Source organism: Flavobacterium psychroterrae (assembly GCF_018380615.1).
Lineage (GTDB): Bacteria > Bacteroidota > Bacteroidia > Flavobacteriales > Flavobacteriaceae > Flavobacterium > Flavobacterium psychroterrae.
Map to the genome: position 1 here is coordinate 31,803 of NZ_JAGYVZ010000013.1, position 19,800 is coordinate 51,602.

Below are 19,800 nucleotides of genomic sequence, written 5' to 3' on the forward strand. Positions count from 1 at the left end.
TTTGGTAAAAATGGGGCACCAAAAAAACACTCATAAAAAAATAAACCAAACTAAATCAGATCATTAGTTTGGTTTTTATTTTACAATTATTCAGGTTTAAATGTATTGAGATATGTAGAGAGATTTACTTTTTCATTAGTCAAATCAAACTTTTTACGAAGTCTTGTTCGGGCATTTTCGATTGATTTAAAGGATTGTCCGGTAATTTGAGAAATTTCTTTTGTGGTTAAATCCAGATATAAAAGAGCGCAAAGTCGGCGGTCTTTCGGAGTAAGTGAAGGATAATCGACCGTTAATTTATCAAAGAAAGATTTATGAACCTGTTCAAAACTTATTTCAAATTCCTTCCAGATATCCGTATTTAAATTCTTTTCCAGACGCTTTAAGACTATATCAATAGCATGCTGCATTTCCCTATTAACGGTTTTGAGTTTGATTTGTTTAAGATCAGTCAGAATTTCATTAATATTATCTGTACGATGTATTTCTGCCATTGCTTTTCCTATCAAAACCTTCTTTTTAGCTTCCAGGGTTTGATTTAACGCTTGCATCTTAGTGTTTAACTTCTCTTTTTCAAGTTGATTTTTAATATTTGTATTTCGATATTTAATCAGTAAAATAATCAATATCAATATGCCTACAATTAATATCAGTCCCACCACATAATATTTAAATTGTTGCTTTTGTTCAATAAGTGTTTTTATTTGGGTTCTGGCTTTATAATCCTGTTCCAGCTTTATTCTTTCAATATTTACAGCCTTTTCCTCGACATTGATACTATCGTTGATCGCATTATATTTCTGAAAATAATAAACCGCATTTTTATAATCCTCTTTGTTTATATATACCTGATAAAGCATTTTGTTGAGGTTTAAACCTGAAAAACTATAAACATTTTCTTTACTTAATTCTAATGCTTTTTTTGCATTTACGATTACCGCATCATACTTTTTCTGTTTTAGCATATATTCAGAAAATGACTCATACACAAAAGTTTCTACTATAGTATTAACCCCAGTCTTCACTAAAGAAAAAGCTTCATCAAAATAATAGTCAGCATTTATCTTATCTTTTTTCAAATCATAGGCTCGTGCTAAATTAGTACACACATTAACTTTTAAGTCATTGTCTTTTAAAGTTTTATTTATGAGATATGCTTTTTTGTAGTAATGCAGAGAAGAGTCTAAATTTTTCTTTAGATATAGGGTTCCTATATTGTTTAATATTTTTATCAGCTTGACAGAATCATGCCTGGATTTTTGATAGCGATATACATTTAAGAAATACTGTAGTGCTTTTTCCTTATTATTACCTACTGCATAAATAATCGCAAGATTGTTTTCCAGTTTAGCAACTTCCTCAATGTTATTGTTCGTTTTGTAAATATCATATGCTCTGAGGTAATATTTTAAAGCAATATCTAAAACATCTTTTGAATTGTACATTTTGCCGGCTGTAATGTAAACCTGAGCTAAATTGAGTTCCGGATCCTTTGTTTTTTTCGCTTCGGCTTCAGCTAATTCAATGTATTTTATAGCTCTGTCCCAATCTGAATTTTTGAGTTTTAAAGCAATTTTACGGCACAATTCTACTTTTTTCTGAGGATTGTTAATACTATTTAAACTATCAATCATATCTTGTGCTGAAGATTGAGAATAGATATTAAAAGACAGAAAAAGAAAAAAGAAAGAAAATAGTCGTGTCATGATGTTTAAAAAAAGTAAGAAAAATTTCAAATTTAAATAAAACAAACATGATTAGTAGTACACAGAATAAGAATTCAATTGGTTATTTTATATAATCTTTAATCCTGATGAAACGATTTCAAAGTTCCGTCATCATTAAACTGGATCGAATATCTTTCCCTGCTTCCGTTAATATTGGTAGGATACCAGCGCATTTTATTATCCCATATTGAAACATACGCGTTAGTGAGCGTTTTTGCTCCTTCAACTTCTGCTGCTTTTTTATTATAGATCGTCGTGACTTTGGCAACATTTACAAATTTGATTTTATTAAGCGAAACCAAACGTTTTCCAACATCATCCCTAACCGATAATTGCAACGGTTTTGGCTCTGACCATTTTCCGTTTTGATACGTATAAATATCAACATACTTAGGATTCGTTGGGTGTTGAAGCATAACATTAATCAATCCGTCATTATAAAAATATAAAGTCGAATAAATAAAAATCTCCTTTCCGGCATATTGGGGCAATTTTCGCAGCGCTTCTTCGGCGTTTTCTAATGCATTTATATCCGTCAAAAAATCAATATTTTTACCTTCAGTATGTTGTTCCGTGTAAGTAACCGAATGCGTTTCAAGAGCCGTTTTTATTATTTTCTCAACATCCATTTGAGTATTTACAACAGGCGGAGACACAGGATTTACATTTTTGTTAGTTACTAAAGTATCATTTGATTTTAATGTCTCGTCGATACTTTTTGATATTTGCTCACAACTCAAAAAAAGCTGACAGCAAACAAATAATATAATTGCTTTTTTCATGGCTAGTTTATAGTATTTAAATCGCTGGCAAAAGCAATTTGATTAGGATTTTCCGGCAAATAAAAAATTTCTATTCGTTCCTGTTTCGTAATGTCAAGATCAAGAAGCCTAATCACTTTTTTCAGGCTATTTCGATGCACATGATGTTTATTGTCACTATATTCAAGTTCAAACCTAATTTCTGGCTGATCATTAATATAAGTTCCCGTTTGACTCACTTTTATCAATTTAGCCCAGGTTTTCATTCCTTTAAACTTAATCAATCCAGCATCGCCATTTAAACCCGTAAGTTTACTGAATATAAATTTTAAGAGATATCTAAAAAACAAAAGCACCGCCGGACAAACAATCAACGGATGTCCAAAACTCATAAAACGCCAACCCATACCATAACTTTCCGTTTGATAGGCGTAAACATAATAACCTAAAACCAAGCCAACAAATACAAGCCAGCCTAAAAAAATAAGAAGTATTCTAATTATATTTATTCCAACCTCAGTCGTTGCAATAATAAAATGCGGTTCTTTTTTTGAATCCCTATCAAGAATTAAACTTATTTTTTTACCAACCTCAAATCTGCGTTGTTGAGGTTTACCATCTGTAATGACAGTTTTATGAGTGATTTCTGTATCAGCCAGATTTTTAAATAATAATTCAAGTTCATACGTAGTAAATTTTGCGTCAGGTTTTGATTTTTTCACGACATGCAAAATTTTTGCTTCACGCGCTATTCCTTTAGATTTAAGGCTTTCTATATGTTTTTTCGAAATAAAAATGTGAAGAATCCATTTATAAAAATATCCCAATAAAACAATCAGCCATAAAATAATCGATATCCCAACAATACTCAAAGCCAGCCACGGATCAGTATCCCTGAGCGTGTTCACATCAAACTCGCTGTTAACACTATAATAAATAATCATAGGAAAAGGAATTGCAAAAAACAACATATAAAGCGCACCAAATGCAATAGCAAAATATTTTTTCATTCCTTTTAATAATTTCAGGTTGCTAATTAAAACATTTTATTGCAGTAAAATCATCACATTCACCCACCACATCAACCCATTATAAGATTGTTTTACAAACAGATAACAATCAAATTTACACAAAAAAATATATCCGAAAAAAATTAGAACAAAAATTCAATCCATTATTAACCACAAAAAATGATACCAAGATTTTTTCATTGTACCATTTTTATTTGAAGCTAATCCAGCCATTCACTATATCTTTCCTTGCTTAAAGAAAGCAAGCAAAGGATGCCGTTCCTGTCTGGGCTAGGACATTTGGTTTCATAATAAGTTTATTTCATTTCCTAACCATTTTTTCACAAAAGAAAATACAATACAAAACAAAACTTTATTAAATTCGTCCTCTAATTAATTAACCTGCTAACCTAATCCCCAAATTGGTTTATGAAACACTTATTACTTTTATCATTTATTATGATAACTTGCTCTACATGGGCACAATCTGCAACCGGCTATTTTGATAAAGCCCTGAAAAAAGCCGAAGCCGGCAATAATAAAGGTGCCGTTGCTGACTACACAAAGGCAATTGCCATGAATTCACATTTTGTTGAAGCGTATCAAAATCGCGGAGTTGCAAAGTACAACATAAACGATTTAAAAGGCGCTCTTGCTGATTTTAGCAAAACAATCGAATTAGACGACATGAATGCTGACGCTTTTACCGGAAGAGCAAACGTAAACTACAAACTTTTAAAGTACAAGGAAACTATTGACGACTGTACAGCATCTTTAGGTTTAAACCCAAAAGATTATGTGGCTTATAATTTAAGAGCATTAGCTTATAACAAAAGCGGAGACAAAAAAAATGCCTGCAAAGATTTCTCTAAAGCTATCGAATTAGGCAGTCAAAGTGCTATAAAAAACAGAGCTACATTTTGTAAATAAAACAAAAGCAACTCTCAAAACACAAAGCAATCTGGTAAATATCACATTTACAGATTGCTTTTTTTATTAAAAAAATATCTGCAATTTCATTTACAATCTTCCTTACATTTGTCCTTTAAACCCAATTGAATGGCACTTTTAAAAAAGATAAATCATAAAGCACAAACCGATAAAAATTCAGGTTTTGGAGTCAATGCAAACAGCTACGGCGGAAGATTTGTAAACAAAGACGGCACTCCAAATATCGAGAAAAGAGGCATGCATTTATTTCGTCGCATTAGTTGGTATCATACCATGATTGACATGCCGAATTGGAAATTCATGTCGATATTGTTTATTTTTTATATTGTCCTTAATTTTATTTTTGCTCTTATTTATTACGCCATCGGTATTGAACATCTGGACGGAATCGAACAGTCTCAAAGTGTCTTAACCCAATTTGGACAAGCTTATTTTTTCAGTGCGCAAACATTCACAACAGTTGGTTACGGACATATTAGTCCAACCGGTTTTTTAACCAGCGCTTTATCAGCCGCCGAGGCATTAATAGGTTTATTGAGTTTTGCCATTGCAACAGGATTATTTTTTGGAAGATTCAGCAAACCCACCGCTTTTTTAAAATTTGCAGACAACGCATTGATTTCGCCTTACGGAGAAAACAAAGGATTAATGATTCGTCTGGTACCTTTTAAAAATACCAATTTTACAGATGCTACGGCAAAAGTTACCTTAGCAATGAGCTTAGAAGAAAATGGGGTACAAACGAATAAATTTTATAGTTTAGAACTTGAATTAGAAAAAATAAATGCCCTTTCCTTAAGCTGGACACTAGTTCATCCCATTACAGAAGATAGTCCGTTATACAATTTCAGCGAAGAGGATTTCAAAAAAATGCAAGGCGAAATATTTGTTTTCATCACCACTTTTGACAATATGTACAGCAATACCGTTGCCGCCAGAACATCATATACTTTTAGAGAAATAACGTACGGAGCAAAGTTCGAAACAATGTATGACAGAAGTAAAAATGGTTCAAAAACCATTTTGCATCTTGATAAATTAAACCATTACCAAAAAGTCAATTTTTAACATTTTAACATTTTAATCCAGTTATCAATGTAATCTAAGATTTTATTCTATTTTTGTTCATTAAATAACCAGTAATGATAAACAATATTAAGACTGTTTTCAGCATAAAAGATCTTGAAAACTTATCAGGAATAAAAGCACACACTATTCGTATCTGGGAAAAAAGATACAACATCCTAGAGCCTATGCGGACTGACACCAACATCAGACTCTACAACTTGCAAAATTTACAAAAGCTTTTAAATATTACTTTATTACACGAATACGGTTATAAGATCTCAAAAATCGCAACTTATTCCGAAGAAAAAATTCCACAATTAGTCCGTGAAATCATTTCCAAGAAAAATTCTCAGAATTACGCTATAACTTCTTTCAAAATGGCGATGATGAATTTTGACCAGGAAATATTCTTCAACACATTTGACTGGCTTATTTCTGAAAAATCATTCAAGGAAGTTTTCAAAGATCATTTTCTTCCTTTATTGAAAGAATTAGGATTGTTATGGCAATCAGAAACCATAACTCCCGCAAATGAACATTTTATGAGTCATTTGATCAAACAAAAAATATTAATTTATACAGAAAGTCTTCAAATACAAAAACCTACGAAAACCAATCGAATATTTGTGCTTTCATTACCATTAAATGAAATTCATCAAATAGGGTTATTATACCTGCAATATGAAATTTTATCTCACGGTTACAAAACCATATATCTTGGCGAAAGTATGCCAATAGAAAACCTTCACGATCTGACCAAACATTTTGAGAACATTACCTTTGTTTCCTTCATGACAGTGCAGCCGGATCGCACCGTTATCAATCAATATGTGAAATCTATGGGACAAAAACTACTTCAAAAAAACAATGAAATCTGGCTTATGGGCAAAATGGCAGAACATATTGATCCAAAATTACTATCAGACAGAATGCAGGTTTTCAATTCTATGGAAGAAACAATTAGCATGCTATAACCTATTTTGTTTAAAGTTTTTGTACATTTGTTAAACAAATGAAAAAAACAATAGCAATAATAGGATCAGGCTTCTCTGCTTTAGCCGCTTCGTGTTACCTCGCACAACAAGGTAACGAAGTGACTATTTATGAAAAAAATGAAACTATTGGCGGAAGAGCCAGACAATTTAAAAAAGACGGTTTTACCTTTGATATGGGACCAAGCTGGTATTGGATGCCAGATGTTTTCGAACGTTTCTTTAATGATTTCAATAAAAAAACCAGTGATTATTATGAACTCATAAAACTAAATCCTGCTTACAGGGTTTATTTTGGAGTAGATGATTTCATCAGTATTTATGATAATCTCGAGGCCATAAAAACCACTTTCGAATCTATTGAAAAAGGAAGCGGCAAAAAACTTGAAACCTTTATTAAACAAGCCAAAAGCAATTATGATATTGCCATTAAAGATCTTGTTTATCGTCCCGGAGTTTCTCCGCTGGAATTAATTACACTTGAAACTACATTAAAACTCAATCAGTTTTTTAGCACTGTAAGTAATGACATTCATAAGAAATTCAAAAACGAAAGACTGATTCAGATTCTTGAATTTCCGGTTTTATTTCTGGGAGCAAAACCTACCAAAACGCCATCTTTCTACAATTTCATGAATTATGCCGACTTCGGATTAGGAACCTGGCACCCAAAAACAGGAATGTTTGATGTCGTTCGCGGAATCGAAAAACTGGCTTTGGAACTTGGCGTTACAATAAAAACCGACTCAACAATAGAAAAAATTATTGTCGAAAATAAAACTGCAACAGCAATCGTAATTAACGGCGAAACCATCAAAGCAGATATTATTTTAAGCGGTGCCGATTATCATCATACCGAAACTTTATTAGAAATCGAACATCGCGCTTATTCTGAAAACTATTGGGAAAGCAGGGTTTTTGCTCCATCGTCACTTTTATTTTTTGTTGGGTTTGATAAAAAAATACAAAACATTTCCCATCACGCCCTATTTTTTGATGTTGATTTTAATCAGCATGCAATTGATATTTATGATAAACCAAAATGGCCTGACGCACCATTGTTCTATGCTAATTTCCCCTCAAAAACAGATCTTACCGCAGCACCCGAAGGCATGGAAAGTGGATTCTTTTTAATTCCGTTAGCGCCGGGAATAAATGACAGCGAAGCACTTAGAGAAGAATACTTTGAAAAAATAATCACTCGTTTTGAAGCACTTACACAACAAGAAATCAAAAATAGCATTATATTTAAGAGATCTTTCTGTAAAAATGATTTTGTAAACGACTATAATGCTTACAAAGGAAATGCCTACGGAATGGCAAATACATTATTGCAAACAGCTTTTTTAAGACCAAAGCTGAAAAGCAAAAAAGTTAGAAATTTATATTTCACAGGACAATTAACCGTTCCTGGACCAGGTGTTCCGCCTGCTTTAATATCAGGAAAATTAGTAGCTGAGTTAATTCAAAAATCTTTTAGATCTTAAAAAATGAAATCACTATTTGACACCGTATCATTCAAATGCAGTAAGTTGGTCACTCAAAACTACAGCACCTCATTTTCGCTTGCGGTAAAAATGTTATCACCAAGCATTCGCGAAGCAATTTACAGCATCTACGGATTCGTTCGTTTTGCTGACGAAATTGTCGATTCATTTCATGATTACGACAAAGAAAGCCTTATCAATGATTTTGAAAAAGAATATTACAAAGCAATAGAATTTGGCATAAGCTTAAACCCAATTCTCAACTCATTTCAGCACACCGTAAAACAATACAATATTACAGATGATCTTATTCACGCTTTTTTGAAAAGCATGAAACTGGATCTTATCAAATCTACCTATAATTCACAAACCGAATATGAAGATTACATCTACGGTTCAGCCGATGTAGTGGGTTTAATGTGCCTGAAAGTTTTTGTAAAAGGAAACGACCAAAAATACGATCAGCTCAAAAATGAAGCAATGCGATTGGGATCAGCTTTCCAGAAAGTCAATTTCCTTAGAGATTTAAAAGATGATAATTTGGTTTTAAATAGAAATTATTTCCCGGGAGTTGATCTAAATTCTTTCGATGAAAATGCAAAAACTACCATCATAAACGAAATCGAAGAAGATTTCAGAATCGCCTATCAGGGAATTGTAAAACTCCCAATCGAAGCACAATTTGGAGTTTATACAGCGTATATTTATTATAAAAAACTACTAAAAAAACTCAACAATACACCATATTACGAAATAGGAACTTCAAGAATCAGAGTTTCAAATTACACGAAAGCCGGACTTTTAGCACAATCTTTTGTAACTTATAAATTAAAATTAGTGTAGGATCAATTTCTAATACATAGAAACATAGAATTCCCGTTTGAATAGAAGTTAAAAATAATATGACAAATCATTTTCACATAGCTATGTGTATTTCAACAAGTGAAACGCCTCTTTTTAAAGCTAACAAAAGCTATGTCTCTATCTGTTTAAATGACCACACAATTAAAATCAAGAATTACTTTTCAAACAATTCAAAACATAAAAAATGATTTCTTTTTTAATCTTTTTAGGCGTTTTCCTCTTCATGGAATGTGTTACATGGCTAACACACAAATACATCATGCACGGATTAATGTGGTATTTTCACGCAGATCATCATCAGCCAAAATACGAACATACATTTGAGCGCAACGACATATTTTTTGTCATTTTTGCAATTCCAAGTATTACACTTTTTTATCTTGGCGTTCAGGGCGGCTTCAATTATTTGTTTTTCGTTGCTTGCGGAATTACGTCTTACGGAATTTGTTACTTTTTAATTCATGATGTTTTAATTCATCAGCGTTTTAAATGGTTTAAAAATACCAAAAATAAATACCTGATTGGTTTACGTAAAGCACATAAAATTCACCACAAACATCTCGGCAAACAACACGGAGAATGTTTCGGAATGCTATTCGTTCCTTTCAAGTATTATAAAATGTAGCATAATTTGGGCGTTACCCGCAGAAAAAGCGGGTCGGGTCTTCCGTTCCCGCTTTTTTGTATCAGGCAGAAAAAGCCTGACACAAAAAGAGCTCCACTACAACCCCTAACGCAAACGTATCTCAAGAACCATTCGTAATAATCGATTTATGAAAGTATATAAATTAGAAACCGTACAACACTTAAACGTTAGTATCGAAAAATGTTGGGACTTTTTTTCGAGTCCGCAAAACCTGGAAACGCTAACACCTAACGATATGAGTTTTGTAATTCAGGATTTCGATGGCAAAAAAATGTATCCCGGACAAGTTATTACCTACACATTAAAACCACTTTTGGGAATCAAAATCAATTGGATGACAATCATTACAGTTTCCCAAGAAAACAAATATTTTGTCGACGAACAACGTTTTGGACCATATGCTTTATGGCATCACAAACACTTTTTTGAACCCACGGAAAGCGGCGTAAAAATGACCGATGTTGTGCATTATGCATTGCCGTTTGGCTTTTTAGGACAGCTCGCCAATAAAATAATGGTCAGAAATAAACTGAAATCAATTTTCGAATATCGTCACAACAAAATTGAAGAATTATTCAATTTAAAATAATTGTTTACCACAGATTAACGCTAAATATAGTTCTTTAATTCTTTCACGCAGATTGTGCAGATTTAGGCAGATAGTTCCAGATTTATTTCAATTACGATAAAAAATAAAATCTCCAAAATCTGCACAATCTGCGTGAGAAAAAAATCTTTTAGTATTCCCTTAATCTGTGCATAAAAAACAGAATACAATATAATGGCAAAACAAAAAGTTACTTTTTTCTGGTTTCGACGTGATTTACGTCTGGATGATAACATAGGATTATTCAATGCTTTACAATCTGATTTTCCTGTAATTCCGTTGTTTATTTTTGATGAAGATATTCTGGACAATTTACCTGAAAATGATGCGCGTGTAAGTTTTATTTATGATTCATTACAAAATATAAATACAGAATTAAATACTATTGAATCTTCTCTTTTAATCAAAAAAGGAAAAACAATAGATGTTTGGAAATCACTTGTTCAGGAATATGCTATTCAGCAAATCTTCTTCAACAAAGATTATGAACCATACGCAATAAAACGCGACATAATAATTGCTGATTTATTAAAAAAGAATAATGCTGAAGCCGTTTCATTCAAAGATCACGTAATATTTGAAGAAAAAGAAATCACAAAAGCCGACGGACTTCCGTACACTATTTATACGCCGTACAAAAATAAGTGGCTGGAGAAATACCATCTTACCGGACAAGCGCAGGAATATGACACAAAACCTTTGTTCCCCAATTTTGCCAAAAGCAAATTCAAATTTCCTGAATTATCAGACATCGGTTTTGAAAGAAGCGCTATAAAAGTAGTGCCGCATAACTTAACTCAAATTGGGGATTATAAAGAAATTCGGGATTTTCCAGCTGTGGATGGCACTTCTTATCTTTCGCCACATTTACGTTTTGGAACCGTAAGTATTCGGAAATTAGTGAATTGGGCAAACAAGAAAAACCAAACTTTTTTAAGCGAACTAATCTGGAGAGAATTTTTTATCCAGATTCTGTTTAACTTCCCAAATTGCGTCAATCACAATTTCAAATCGGCTTATGATGGGATTCAATGGCGTAATAACGAAGACGATTTTAAACGCTGGTGTTCCGGAACTACAGGTTACCCAATGGTTGATGCCGGAATGCGTCAACTGAACGAAACCGGTTATATGCACAATCGCGTTCGCATGGTTGTAGCAAGCTTTCTATGCAAACATTTGCTCATCAGCTGGCAATGGGGCGAAGCGTATTTTGCCGAGAAATTACTGGATTTTGAACTAGCATCAAACGTAGGCAACTGGCAATGGGCAGCAGGAACTGGTTGTGATGCTGCACCTTATTTCAGGGTTTTTAATCCGGAAATCCAACAAAAGAAATTCGATGACAAAGGGATTTACATTCGTAAATGGATTCCTGAATTTGATTTGGGTTATAACGAACCAATGATCGATCACGCTTTTGCAAGAGATCGCGCAATTGCGACTTATAAGGCGGGGATAGTTAAATAAATTCAATTTTTTATCCCGAAGCTTCGGGACCAAATTCCAAACATCTGATGCTTTAAAACTTGAGTACGCAAGTACAAATTGCCTGATATTTAGACCAACAGAATATAAAGACAATTCAAGTCCCCGAGGGACGATATATTTATAGAAAAGAGTACACATCATCATGTTAAAGCTCCAGCGGAGCGACATATAATTGCTCTTAAGATTATAAAATATACCACCCCGCTGGGGTTCTCTTCAAAAAAAAATAATTTTCTATAAATATATCGTCCCTCTGGGACTTACAACGATGATTTTTGATATAACGAAAATCAGATTTCAAGAAGAATCAGGAAAGACAAGATCGCTGTTATGACATTAATCGATGAAACTTCTAATAAAAACTAAATCCCTAGCCCTGATAGAAGCGGTATCCTTTTGTTTTTTTCTTTAAAAAACAAAAGATACAAGTGGATAGCAGGAAACAGCTTCTAAAACTACTTAATGAGTTTATTAAGCATTCCGTTGAAAATAAAACCGTGAAAAGGCAAAACAGAATACCAATATAATTTACCTAAAATACCTTTGGGTTTAAACGTTGCAGCCTGATATAAAGTATTGTGAATAATTTTGAATTCCAGCCAGGCTTCGCCGGGTAATTTCATTTCGGCGTATAAAATCAGTTTTCCTTCTTGCTTGTTGGCATATAAAACACGCCAAAAATCCAAAGCATCTCCGGAATGAATATCGTTTCTATTGGTTCTGCCTCTTCGTGAACCTACACCTCCAAATAATTTATCAATAAAACCGCGTAAACTCCAAAGCCAATCTCCATAATACCAGCCACTTTCTCCGCCAATTGACCAAATTTTATTGATGGTAAAATCCCTGTCTTCAATTTCTTTTTTTCTGCGATCGATATAGCAGCCTTTTTTAGGAACCTTTAAATATTCGGACATATTGGTGCTAAAACGTCCGCTTACAAGAGAATCTTTCCAGCTCGAAACCACATTATTCTCACCCACTTTAAGCAAAGCACGTGAAAGTGCTTCCTTATAAGTCATTGGTTTTACATTTAAAAGTTCATTAATGCGATGATCTTTGCAAATTACCTCAACTTTCATACTGCTTACTAAAGCTGTCGCCAGTTTGTATGAGGTAGAAGTAACAAAATACAACCAATACGACGATAATTTTGGCGTCATAACCGGAATAGTAAAAATGTATCGTTTTAGCTTTTGTGCATCGGCGAAAGCCAGTAACATTTCTTTATAAGTTAAAATATCCGGACCGCCAATATCAAAACTTTGGTTGTAAGTCACAGGATTTAAAAGTGATTTTGAGAGAAATTCCAAAACATCATTTATCGCAATAGGCTGGCATTTTGTATTGAGCCATTTAGGCGTAATCATTACCGGAATTTTATTGACCAAATCCCGAATGATTTCAAAAGACGCACTCCCCGATCCTACTATAATTCCGGCTCTTAAGGTTGTAAGCGGCACGGTTGATTTGGCTAAAATATTTTCAACATTTTTACGTGATGCTAAATGTTTTGAAAGGGATTTATCATTTACGATTCCGCTTAAATAGAGGATTTGCTGCGCTAGGGTTTGATTTATTCTTTGGGTAAAATTACTTGCAGAGGTACTTTCTAATTCATCATAATTAGTATCAGGACCGGACATGGAATGAATGAGGTAAAAAGCTGCATCAATGTCTAATGGAATTGACGATAATGTATTTTTATCTAAAAAATCGACTTCTATAACTTGTACTTTCTGCTCAAAAATTTCAGGTACGTAGAATCTGTTTTTATCTCTTACACAGCAAATTATATCGTGTCCCTGCGCCACTAAAATGGGCAACAAACGTTTGCCTATATAACCTGTTGCGCCTGTTAAGAGAATTTTCATAAACGTTACATTTTAAAAGTCACCAATCCGTAATCCATTTCAAAAATTTGACCTGAAATAGAATTTGCTTTTTCAGATATTAGAAAATCAACCATATGAGCCACTTCATCAGCCTTTAAATAACTTTTCATGGGATGACGTTCGACCATATTTTCTTTCATGCGATCGTTTCTTAAAATCGAAGCCGAAAGCGATGTTTCGGTGATTGTAGGCGCAATTGCATTGACACGAATTGTTGGAGCTAATTCGGCTCCAAGTGATTTTGTCAATCCTTCGACACCAGCTTTTGCGGTTGCAATACTGGCGTGAAAAGGCATTCCTAATTTTACCGCAACGGTACTAAATAAAACAATGGATGGTTTATTTCCTCGCTTTAAAACGGGCAAATATTTCTGAATGGCTTTTACTGCTCCAATAACATTGATTTCGAAATCATTTCTGAAATCATCAACGCTTAAACCAGAAATAGGTTTGAGATTAATTGATCCCGGACAATAAATTAAAACATCAATGTTTTCAATATCCGGAAGTTCGTCATTCAGTACGTCTAAACTGAAATGATTTAGATTATTGTGTCTAATTTCAGGTGCAGTTCTACTTATATTATAGACTTTATTGGTTTCAAGTTGCTGCAGTAAAACCGCGTTCCCGATTCCTTTGCTTCCTCCAATAATTAGTATGTTTTTCATTAGGATTTGTTTTTTTACTCTCGCAGATTTTGCAGATTGAGCAGATTTTTGTTTTGAGAAAACTGTCGTCACGGAGATTCCTAGTTCCTTGGAGAGCATACTTTGTATTTACTTTATGAAAACTTTGACAGTCGCGCGCAAACAAAGCTCTTATGAACCTAAATCCCTAGCCCTGATAGAAGCGATATCCTTTTGTGGCGGGGTTCGCCACAAAAGATATAGCGGATAGCAGGAAATAGCTCCTAATACTTCACATAATTATTTACTACAATCTTCGCTTTTAAATCAAACATCAAGTTATATAAGCCAAAGAAAGTCCTGTTCATATAAATGAAATGCTTAGAACCACGATTTCCGTTCATTTTTTTAAGATTGGTATCGTTTGAAAAACGTTCGCCTAATTTCGCAATGCTTTCAAAGAAAGTTTCATCGGCAAAATCGAAGGTTTCGTTTTGGAAAGGTTTCGTGAAAAGTGATAATAAATCATTAAACATCTCGGTAAAATATTCAATTTCGGCTGGAGTATCGTCCGGACGAAGAATTTCAAGTTCAAATAATTTCTGATTGAAAAGTGTCTTATCAGTAATTACATTTTTATTGATTAATTCGAAATATGGTACATAAAAATCATCCGGAATTTTTTTCATACATCCAAAATCCAGGGCTATCAAATGGTTTTGATCGTCTACTAAAAAATTTCCGGGATGCGGATCTGCGTGAACTTTTCTCAACACGTGAATTTGGTACATATAGAAATCCCAAAGTGCCTGACCAATTTTGTCGCCAACTTCTTTATTTTTATTTATTGCCGTAAATTCTGAAAGATGAATTCCGGTCATCCAATCCATTGTGATGATTTTCTCTGATGAAAATTCAGGATAATACCTCGGGAAAAGTAAATTTTCGATTTTACTGCACGCTTCAACTACTTCCTGACTTTGTTTTAATTCCAATAAATAATTGGTTTCTTCGATCAGTTTATCTTCAACTTCTTTAAAATATTTATCAGAATCTTTTCCTTGCAGATTAAACATTCTGACAGCGATAGGTTTTACCAAAGCCAAATCTGACGAAATGCTGTTGGCAACTCCCGGGTATTGAATTTTAACGGCTAACTTTTTGCCATTTTTTACAGCCAAATGTACCTGACCAATACTCGCTGCATTTACTGAATTTGCATTGAATTCATCAAAAATTTCATAAGGCGTTTTTCCGAAATTTGTTTTGAAAGTTTTTAAAACCAACGGAGCAGAAAGTGGCGGAACTGAAAATTGAGACAATGAAAATTTCTCAACATATGCCTGAGGCAAAAAGTTCTTGTCCATGCTCAACATTTGAGCTACTTTAAGCGCGCTTCCTTTCAGTCTTTTTAATCCGTCGTAAATGTCTTCGGCGTTATTTTCGTTTAATTTATCGCGCGTCAAATCAGAGTTTACCATTTTTTCGGCGTAATGTTTTATGTAGTTTACGCCTACTTTTGCACCGGTTTGTACCAATTTACTGGCTCTTTCTATTTTTGACGTTGGTATATAATCGATTGTTTTCATGATTTGCTGTATATTTTTTCTTTAAATAGAAATTTTCCAAGATCTATTAAGTGATTTAGTGGCGCGATATTCATTAGTTGGAATGAAGCGTTAACTGATTTTTCGATAAAAATATCTGTCTTTTCAAAAGAAGGAGATTCATCGTCAACCCAGAATTTTATCGTTAGCATTAATTGTAACCAAGCTGATTCCTGAATTCCTTTTTCCTGAAATTTTTGCAGTTTTTCATACTCTAATCTAAAATCATCGGTTAGAATTTCAGAAACATATTCTTTAAAACTGTCTCGAAGAGTTGAAAGCTGGACTAAATTTCTTAGCGGATTTCTGTCGAATTTTAATGATTGTAAAACATAACTTCTGTTGGCAGTCAGGATTTCGAAAAAGGTGAAATAAAAACTCAACATTTTGTTTTTCATATCATAACCTGAATAGTCCGGATGCTGGTGCAATAAATTAACTGAGTTTTCAAAAAACATTCTGAAGATCTCTTTTTCCAAAGCTTCTAAAGTTCCAAAAAAAGGATAAAATTCAGCTTCTGTAAAATCGTTCTCTTTTGCAAAAAGATAAACTGATTTTGGTTTTTGTCCCTTTTCTAAAACCTCATCCATATATAGTGAAACGATGTCTTCCTTACTGATTATCTTATTTTTAGCTTCCATCTTATTAAAATTTAAATTTTGTTTTAAAGGTACGCAATGTTTAAGTATCTTTACTTATCGTTAAACAAAATATGTTGTTAAATATATTATAAACTATTATGGCTAAAAATATTTTACTAACCGGAGGAACTGGATTCATAGGAAAAAATTTGACTGATTTACTTATAGAAAATGGTTTTTCAGTTTCTATTTTGAGCCGATCTGACAGAAAAAATTCTGCCGCAGTTACATATTACAAATGGGATTTGACACGAGATTACATTGATGAAGAAGCGATTTTAAATGCTGATTATATTATTCATCTTGCCGGAGAAGGTATTGTTGAAAAACGATGGACAGAAAAACGCAAAAAAGACATTCTTGAAAGCAGAACAAAACCTGTTGATTTAATATTTTCTATTTTAGAAAAACACAATAAAACGCTGGATGCTTTTGTTTCGGCATCAGCAGTTGGAATTTATGGCGCAATTACCAATGATACCATTTGTACCGAAAATGATGCGCCAGCAAATGACTTTTTAGGTATAACTTGTCAGGAATGGGAAAAAGCGGTCGATAAAATAAATTCACTAGGGATTAGAACCGTAAAAGTGAGAACCGGAATTGTTTTGGGAAAAGACGAAGGCTTTCTTAAAAAAATTATGCCCAGTTTTAAATTAGGTTTTGGTGCTATTTTAGGCACAGGAAAACAGTATGTTCCCTGGATTCATATTGATGATTTATGTCAGATTTATTTAAAAGCAATTCAGGACGATCAAATGAGCGGCGCGTATAATTCCTGCGTTACAGACGATACTACAAATGAAAGTTTATCTCGAACTTTGGCAAACTTATTAGGTTATAAAATCTGGTTACCCAAAGCGCCTAAGTTTGTCCTGAAAATTGTTTTGGGCGAAATGAGCCTGGCTGTTTTAGAAGGTCAAAGGGTTTCATCTGAAAAACTGGAAAAAATGGGTTTTAAATTTGAATTTACTGATTTAGAAAGTGCCCTCGCAAGTTGTCTGAATTAAGTTTATTTCAATGTGAGATACCTTATTTCATCACTTCTCACAACTCCGCTTAATTTGGTATTGGCGGTTTTTGAAATTTTGCCAGCAACAACACTTGGTATTGCGACATTAAAATCTGAGATTGAAATGGGATAATTACAAGAAATCTGTATGCCTTCAGGAACTCGTTTTATCAACGCTTTCATGTCAATTATTTTCCATTTTCCATGGAGATAAAGTTTTCCTTTTACGTCATATTCTTTTTCACTTCCGTCGACGTTTTTTAGATCAAATTTTTCAATTTTACCTTTAAAAACAGCTTTCGGATACCGATTGCTTTCCAGGTAATTTTGATTGAAATGAGTTTGCATTAAATCCATTTTGAAAAGAAAATCTTTTACAGCAACACTACAAATTAATGTGCTGCTTTCTGGTTCCAGAACTATTGTTCCAAGCTTATTTACCGCCGTTACTTCTTCAAAAAGAGGAATTGAAGCTTCAAAATTTACAATTGCTGTAGTGGTTTTAAATTTATCCTGAGCAAGTATTGAGAACGCGGTAAAAAGTAATAATACAGTAATTTTTTTCATAATCGTCAGCAATTAAACAATTATGTCATTCGGATTTTTTAAAGTGAACTCAAATTAAATTTAAAAAATAGAATGGCAGTATTCCGTGAAAAGTATAGTAATCAAATGATTGTACTTAAAGTTACGAAAATTTCCGGCTGTTAGATGTCGTTTATGTGCTAAATATTTGTGAAATGTTTTTGGTGGAAAATGTAAAATTTGAAATGGGATTGGTGAAATGTTTTTTGCAACTTATAATGGATAGTCCCTACGGGACAAAATTGTCGTGTCGCATTATTTTTTCAACCAACATTTAATCTCTACGAGATATTTTTTTGCTGCCAAATATTGATTTGAAATCATCAATACTTCTTCTATTGTAATCATAAAAAAATACCGATAATTAATCTTCACCAGAAATATTCCGTTAGGAATTAAATATTGGTAGAAAAAATTAACAATCGGCATTATTCTCCCTTAGGGACTACACAAATTCTTTATATCTTTAAAAAAAAATGCTTTTTTATCCTTGTACTTCTGTACAAATCTCAATTAAAAAACCGTCTAAATCTCTCACATACGCCACAATTTGTCCCCAAGGTTTTTCGGTTGGTTCTTTTACTAATATTGCTCCAAAAGATGTTGCTTTTTGAACCAATTCTGCCACGTTATCAGTAATAAATCCTATCTCAATGGCAAAAGGTTTATCTTCTAAACTGCTTTCGATAAAACCTTCACTTAAATTTTGAGCGGCTAATTTTTTTGAGGCAAATGAAATCGCTGTTTCGCCGGTAATTAATTCTCCGTAATCATTTTCGGGCGTTACAAATTTTCTTGAAAACCCAAATGTACTTTCATAAAATGCAACTGACTTTTCTACGTCTTCTACATATAAAATTGTATATCCAAACTTTACCATATTCTAAATTTTAATTTGATTGTATATTCTAACTTATTTCTATCAATACATTATACTTGTCTAAAGTTGCTAAATCTTCAATCGAGTTTACATTGGTGATTTTAGCATGTTCTTCGACTTCTTTTTTAGCTTCAATTTGTTTGATGCATTTTCTAAAACGACGAACTTCATCTAAATTTGATAAAATTAATCCGGGAACCTGTACGCTTTTGCCTTCTTTATCTTTAGCAACCATTGTAAAATATGATGAATTACAATGTTTTATTGCTCCTGTCTGAATATTTTCGGCTTCAACGCGAATACCTACAATCATGGAACTTCTGCCTACATAATTTACAGAGGCTTTCATGGTTACTAATTCTCCAACTTCTATAGGTTTTAAAAAATTCACTGTATCAACAGAAGCTGTTACGCAATAATTGCCGCTGAATTTTGATGCACAAGCAAACGCAATCTGATCGAGTAATTGCAGGATATATCCTCCGTGAATTTTTCCGCTAAAGTTAGTATGCGACGGCAGCATCAGTTCTGAAATACTGATTTTTGACGATGATACCGGTTTAAAGTCTGTAGTCATATTTTATTTGTATTTAAATGGGGAAGTTTCTTTTTGAACAGCGGTGATGAAAAAATGGGAATCTCCCCACCAGCTAAAAGTTCTGTATCTTTCAACATACGTCATTTTTACATATTGACCTTGTAATTCGTTCAATTGTTCTATTACTTTTTTATCACTGTCTAAAACCGAAAACCTAAAAATTTGCGATCCTGAAACGCCCTGACTTAATTCTCCTTCCCAGGTTTTCATCATGACACCTTTGTGGCTCATCCTGATTAATTCGCCGGAGCGATATCCTTCACTGTATGAAACATAGTAGATAAAAGCAAAATAAGCTGCAAAACCTAACACACACATTGCCGCGATAATTAATAAAATTCGTTTCATAGAT

General features: G+C 33.2%; 20 protein-coding genes. 9 read left to right on the forward strand and 11 right to left on the reverse strand.

Annotated elements, in window-relative coordinates; all coding sequences use genetic code 11:
- Positions 1-86: 86 nt before the first annotated feature.
- The 3 genes from KHA90_RS14410 to KHA90_RS14420 form a co-directional block, all read right to left on the reverse strand.
- Positions 87-1,706: a tetratricopeptide repeat protein gene (locus KHA90_RS14410; RefSeq protein WP_213301545.1), complete on the reverse strand. Its 1,620-nt coding sequence runs from the start codon at positions 1,704-1,706 to the stop codon at positions 87-89.
- A gap of 98 nt (positions 1,707-1,804) precedes the next feature.
- The gene (locus KHA90_RS14415) at positions 1,805-2,509 is read right to left on the reverse strand and encodes a hypothetical protein (protein ID WP_213301548.1); all 705 of its coding nucleotides are present in this window, start codon (positions 2,507-2,509) and stop codon (positions 1,805-1,807) included.
- 2 nt (positions 2,510-2,511) lie between these two features.
- Positions 2,512-3,498, reverse strand: a complete 987-nt coding sequence (locus KHA90_RS14420) for a hypothetical protein (RefSeq protein ID WP_213301551.1) — start codon at positions 3,496-3,498, stop codon at positions 2,512-2,514.
- A gap of 429 nt (positions 3,499-3,927) precedes the next feature.
- Between KHA90_RS14420 and KHA90_RS14425 the strand changes: the two genes are divergently transcribed.
- The 8 genes from KHA90_RS14425 to KHA90_RS14460 all read left to right on the forward strand — a co-directional run bounded on the left by KHA90_RS14425 (position 3,928) and on the right by KHA90_RS14460 (position 11,583).
- Complete coding sequence (locus KHA90_RS14425) at positions 3,928-4,428, forward strand: tetratricopeptide repeat protein (protein WP_244860362.1); 501 nt, start codon at positions 3,928-3,930, stop codon at positions 4,426-4,428.
- Between the two features lie 129 nt (positions 4,429-4,557).
- On the forward strand, positions 4,558-5,517 hold the full coding sequence (locus KHA90_RS14430) for an ion channel (RefSeq protein ID WP_213301554.1): 960 nt from the start codon (positions 4,558-4,560) through the stop codon (positions 5,515-5,517).
- A 74-nt stretch (positions 5,518-5,591) separates the two neighbouring features.
- Entirely contained in the window at positions 5,592-6,491 is a 900-nt protein-coding gene (locus KHA90_RS14435) for a MerR family transcriptional regulator (RefSeq protein WP_213301556.1), read from the forward strand.
- A 38-nt stretch (positions 6,492-6,529) separates the two neighbouring features.
- A complete protein-coding gene (locus KHA90_RS14440; protein ID WP_213301559.1) occupies positions 6,530-7,996 on the forward strand; it encodes a phytoene desaturase family protein in 1,467 nt (488 codons plus the stop codon).
- Positions 7,997-7,999: 3 nt separating this feature from the next.
- Positions 8,000-8,839 (forward strand): phytoene/squalene synthase family protein, encoded by an 840-nt coding sequence (locus KHA90_RS14445; protein WP_213301561.1) that lies wholly within the window; start codon positions 8,000-8,002, stop codon positions 8,837-8,839.
- 205 nt (positions 8,840-9,044) lie between these two features.
- Positions 9,045-9,485 (forward strand): sterol desaturase family protein, encoded by a 441-nt coding sequence (locus tag KHA90_RS14450; protein WP_213301576.1) that lies wholly within the window; start codon positions 9,045-9,047, stop codon positions 9,483-9,485.
- 148 nt (positions 9,486-9,633) lie between these two features.
- Positions 9,634-10,095, forward strand: coding sequence for an SRPBCC family protein (locus KHA90_RS14455; protein WP_213301578.1), 462 nt, complete (start codon positions 9,634-9,636; stop codon positions 10,093-10,095).
- A 192-nt stretch (positions 10,096-10,287) separates the two neighbouring features.
- A complete protein-coding gene (locus tag KHA90_RS14460; protein WP_213301581.1) occupies positions 10,288-11,583 on the forward strand; it encodes a cryptochrome/photolyase family protein in 1,296 nt (431 codons plus the stop codon).
- A 476-nt stretch (positions 11,584-12,059) separates the two neighbouring features.
- On the opposite strand, the gene KHA90_RS14465 is transcribed toward KHA90_RS14460, so the two are convergent.
- The 4 genes from KHA90_RS14465 to KHA90_RS14480 all read right to left on the reverse strand — a co-directional run bounded on the left by KHA90_RS14465 (position 12,060) and on the right by KHA90_RS14480 (position 16,373).
- Entirely contained in the window at positions 12,060-13,478 is a 1,419-nt protein-coding gene (locus KHA90_RS14465; RefSeq protein WP_213301584.1) for an SDR family oxidoreductase, read from the reverse strand.
- 5 nt (positions 13,479-13,483) lie between these two features.
- Positions 13,484-14,167, reverse strand: a complete 684-nt coding sequence (locus KHA90_RS14470; RefSeq protein ID WP_213301587.1) for an SDR family NAD(P)-dependent oxidoreductase — start codon at positions 14,165-14,167, stop codon at positions 13,484-13,486.
- Between the two features lie 242 nt (positions 14,168-14,409).
- The gene (locus KHA90_RS14475) at positions 14,410-15,714 is read right to left on the reverse strand and encodes an ABC1 kinase family protein (protein WP_213301590.1); all 1,305 of its coding nucleotides are present in this window, start codon (positions 15,712-15,714) and stop codon (positions 14,410-14,412) included.
- Complete coding sequence (locus tag KHA90_RS14480; RefSeq protein WP_213301593.1) at positions 15,711-16,373, reverse strand: TetR family transcriptional regulator C-terminal domain-containing protein; 663 nt, start codon at positions 16,371-16,373, stop codon at positions 15,711-15,713. Before KHA90_RS14480 ends, KHA90_RS14475 begins: the two co-directional genes overlap by 4 nt.
- Before the next feature lie 98 nt (positions 16,374-16,471).
- Between KHA90_RS14480 and KHA90_RS14485 the strand changes: the two genes are divergently transcribed.
- On the forward strand, positions 16,472-17,383 hold the full coding sequence (locus KHA90_RS14485; protein ID WP_213301596.1) for a TIGR01777 family oxidoreductase: 912 nt from the start codon (positions 16,472-16,474) through the stop codon (positions 17,381-17,383).
- 2 nt (positions 17,384-17,385) lie between these two features.
- On the opposite strand, the gene KHA90_RS14490 is transcribed toward KHA90_RS14485, so the two are convergent.
- The 4 genes from KHA90_RS14490 to KHA90_RS14505 all read right to left on the reverse strand — a co-directional run bounded on the left by KHA90_RS14490 (position 17,386) and on the right by KHA90_RS14505 (position 19,796).
- Positions 17,386-17,952, reverse strand: a complete 567-nt coding sequence (locus KHA90_RS14490) for a YceI family protein (RefSeq protein WP_213301599.1) — start codon at positions 17,950-17,952, stop codon at positions 17,386-17,388.
- 502 nt (positions 17,953-18,454) lie between these two features.
- On the reverse strand, positions 18,455-18,850 hold the full coding sequence (locus KHA90_RS14495) for a VOC family protein (protein WP_213301602.1): 396 nt from the start codon (positions 18,848-18,850) through the stop codon (positions 18,455-18,457).
- Between the two features lie 28 nt (positions 18,851-18,878).
- Positions 18,879-19,427, reverse strand: a complete 549-nt coding sequence (locus KHA90_RS14500; protein WP_213301605.1) for an acyl-CoA thioesterase — start codon at positions 19,425-19,427, stop codon at positions 18,879-18,881.
- A gap of 3 nt (positions 19,428-19,430) precedes the next feature.
- A complete protein-coding gene (locus KHA90_RS14505; RefSeq protein WP_213301608.1) occupies positions 19,431-19,796 on the reverse strand; it encodes a 6-phosphogluconate dehydrogenase in 366 nt (121 codons plus the stop codon).
- Positions 19,797-19,800: the final 4 nt, after the last annotated feature.

Coding starts and splice junctions, on each gene's coding strand:
- KHA90_RS14420 (WP_213301551.1), bottom strand. CDS start 3,498: ATGAAAAAATATTTTGCTATTGCATTTGGTGCGCTTTATATGTTGTTT.
- KHA90_RS14500 (WP_213301605.1), bottom strand. CDS start 19,427: ATGACTACAGACTTTAAACCGGTATCATCGTCAAAAATCAGTATTTCA.
- KHA90_RS14440 (WP_213301559.1), top strand. CDS start 6,530: ATGAAAAAAACAATAGCAATAATAGGATCAGGCTTCTCTGCTTTAGCC.
- KHA90_RS14430 (WP_213301554.1), top strand. CDS start 4,558: ATGGCACTTTTAAAAAAGATAAATCATAAAGCACAAACCGATAAAAAT.
- KHA90_RS14460 (WP_213301581.1), top strand. CDS start 10,288: ATGGCAAAACAAAAAGTTACTTTTTTCTGGTTTCGACGTGATTTACGT.
- KHA90_RS14410 (WP_213301545.1), bottom strand. CDS start 1,706: ATGACACGACTATTTTCTTTCTTTTTTCTTTTTCTGTCTTTTAATATC.
- KHA90_RS14450 (WP_213301576.1), top strand. CDS start 9,045: ATGATTTCTTTTTTAATCTTTTTAGGCGTTTTCCTCTTCATGGAATGT.
- KHA90_RS14455 (WP_213301578.1), top strand. CDS start 9,634: ATGAAAGTATATAAATTAGAAACCGTACAACACTTAAACGTTAGTATC.
- KHA90_RS14485 (WP_213301596.1), top strand. CDS start 16,472: ATGGCTAAAAATATTTTACTAACCGGAGGAACTGGATTCATAGGAAAA.
- KHA90_RS14490 (WP_213301599.1), bottom strand. CDS start 17,952: ATGAAAAAAATTACTGTATTATTACTTTTTACCGCGTTCTCAATACTT.
- KHA90_RS14445 (WP_213301561.1), top strand. CDS start 8,000: ATGAAATCACTATTTGACACCGTATCATTCAAATGCAGTAAGTTGGTC.
- KHA90_RS14435 (WP_213301556.1), top strand. CDS start 5,592: ATGATAAACAATATTAAGACTGTTTTCAGCATAAAAGATCTTGAAAAC.
- KHA90_RS14425 (WP_244860362.1), top strand. CDS start 3,928: ATGAAACACTTATTACTTTTATCATTTATTATGATAACTTGCTCTACA.
- KHA90_RS14480 (WP_213301593.1), bottom strand. CDS start 16,373: ATGGAAGCTAAAAATAAGATAATCAGTAAGGAAGACATCGTTTCACTA.
- KHA90_RS14415 (WP_213301548.1), bottom strand. CDS start 2,509: ATGAAAAAAGCAATTATATTATTTGTTTGCTGTCAGCTTTTTTTGAGT.
- KHA90_RS14470 (WP_213301587.1), bottom strand. CDS start 14,167: ATGAAAAACATACTAATTATTGGAGGAAGCAAAGGAATCGGGAACGCG.
- KHA90_RS14505 (WP_213301608.1), bottom strand. CDS start 19,796: ATGAAACGAATTTTATTAATTATCGCGGCAATGTGTGTGTTAGGTTTT.
- KHA90_RS14495 (WP_213301602.1), bottom strand. CDS start 18,850: ATGGTAAAGTTTGGATATACAATTTTATATGTAGAAGACGTAGAAAAG.
- KHA90_RS14475 (WP_213301590.1), bottom strand. CDS start 15,714: ATGAAAACAATCGATTATATACCAACGTCAAAAATAGAAAGAGCCAGT.
- KHA90_RS14465 (WP_213301584.1), bottom strand. CDS start 13,478: ATGAAAATTCTCTTAACAGGCGCAACAGGTTATATAGGCAAACGTTTG.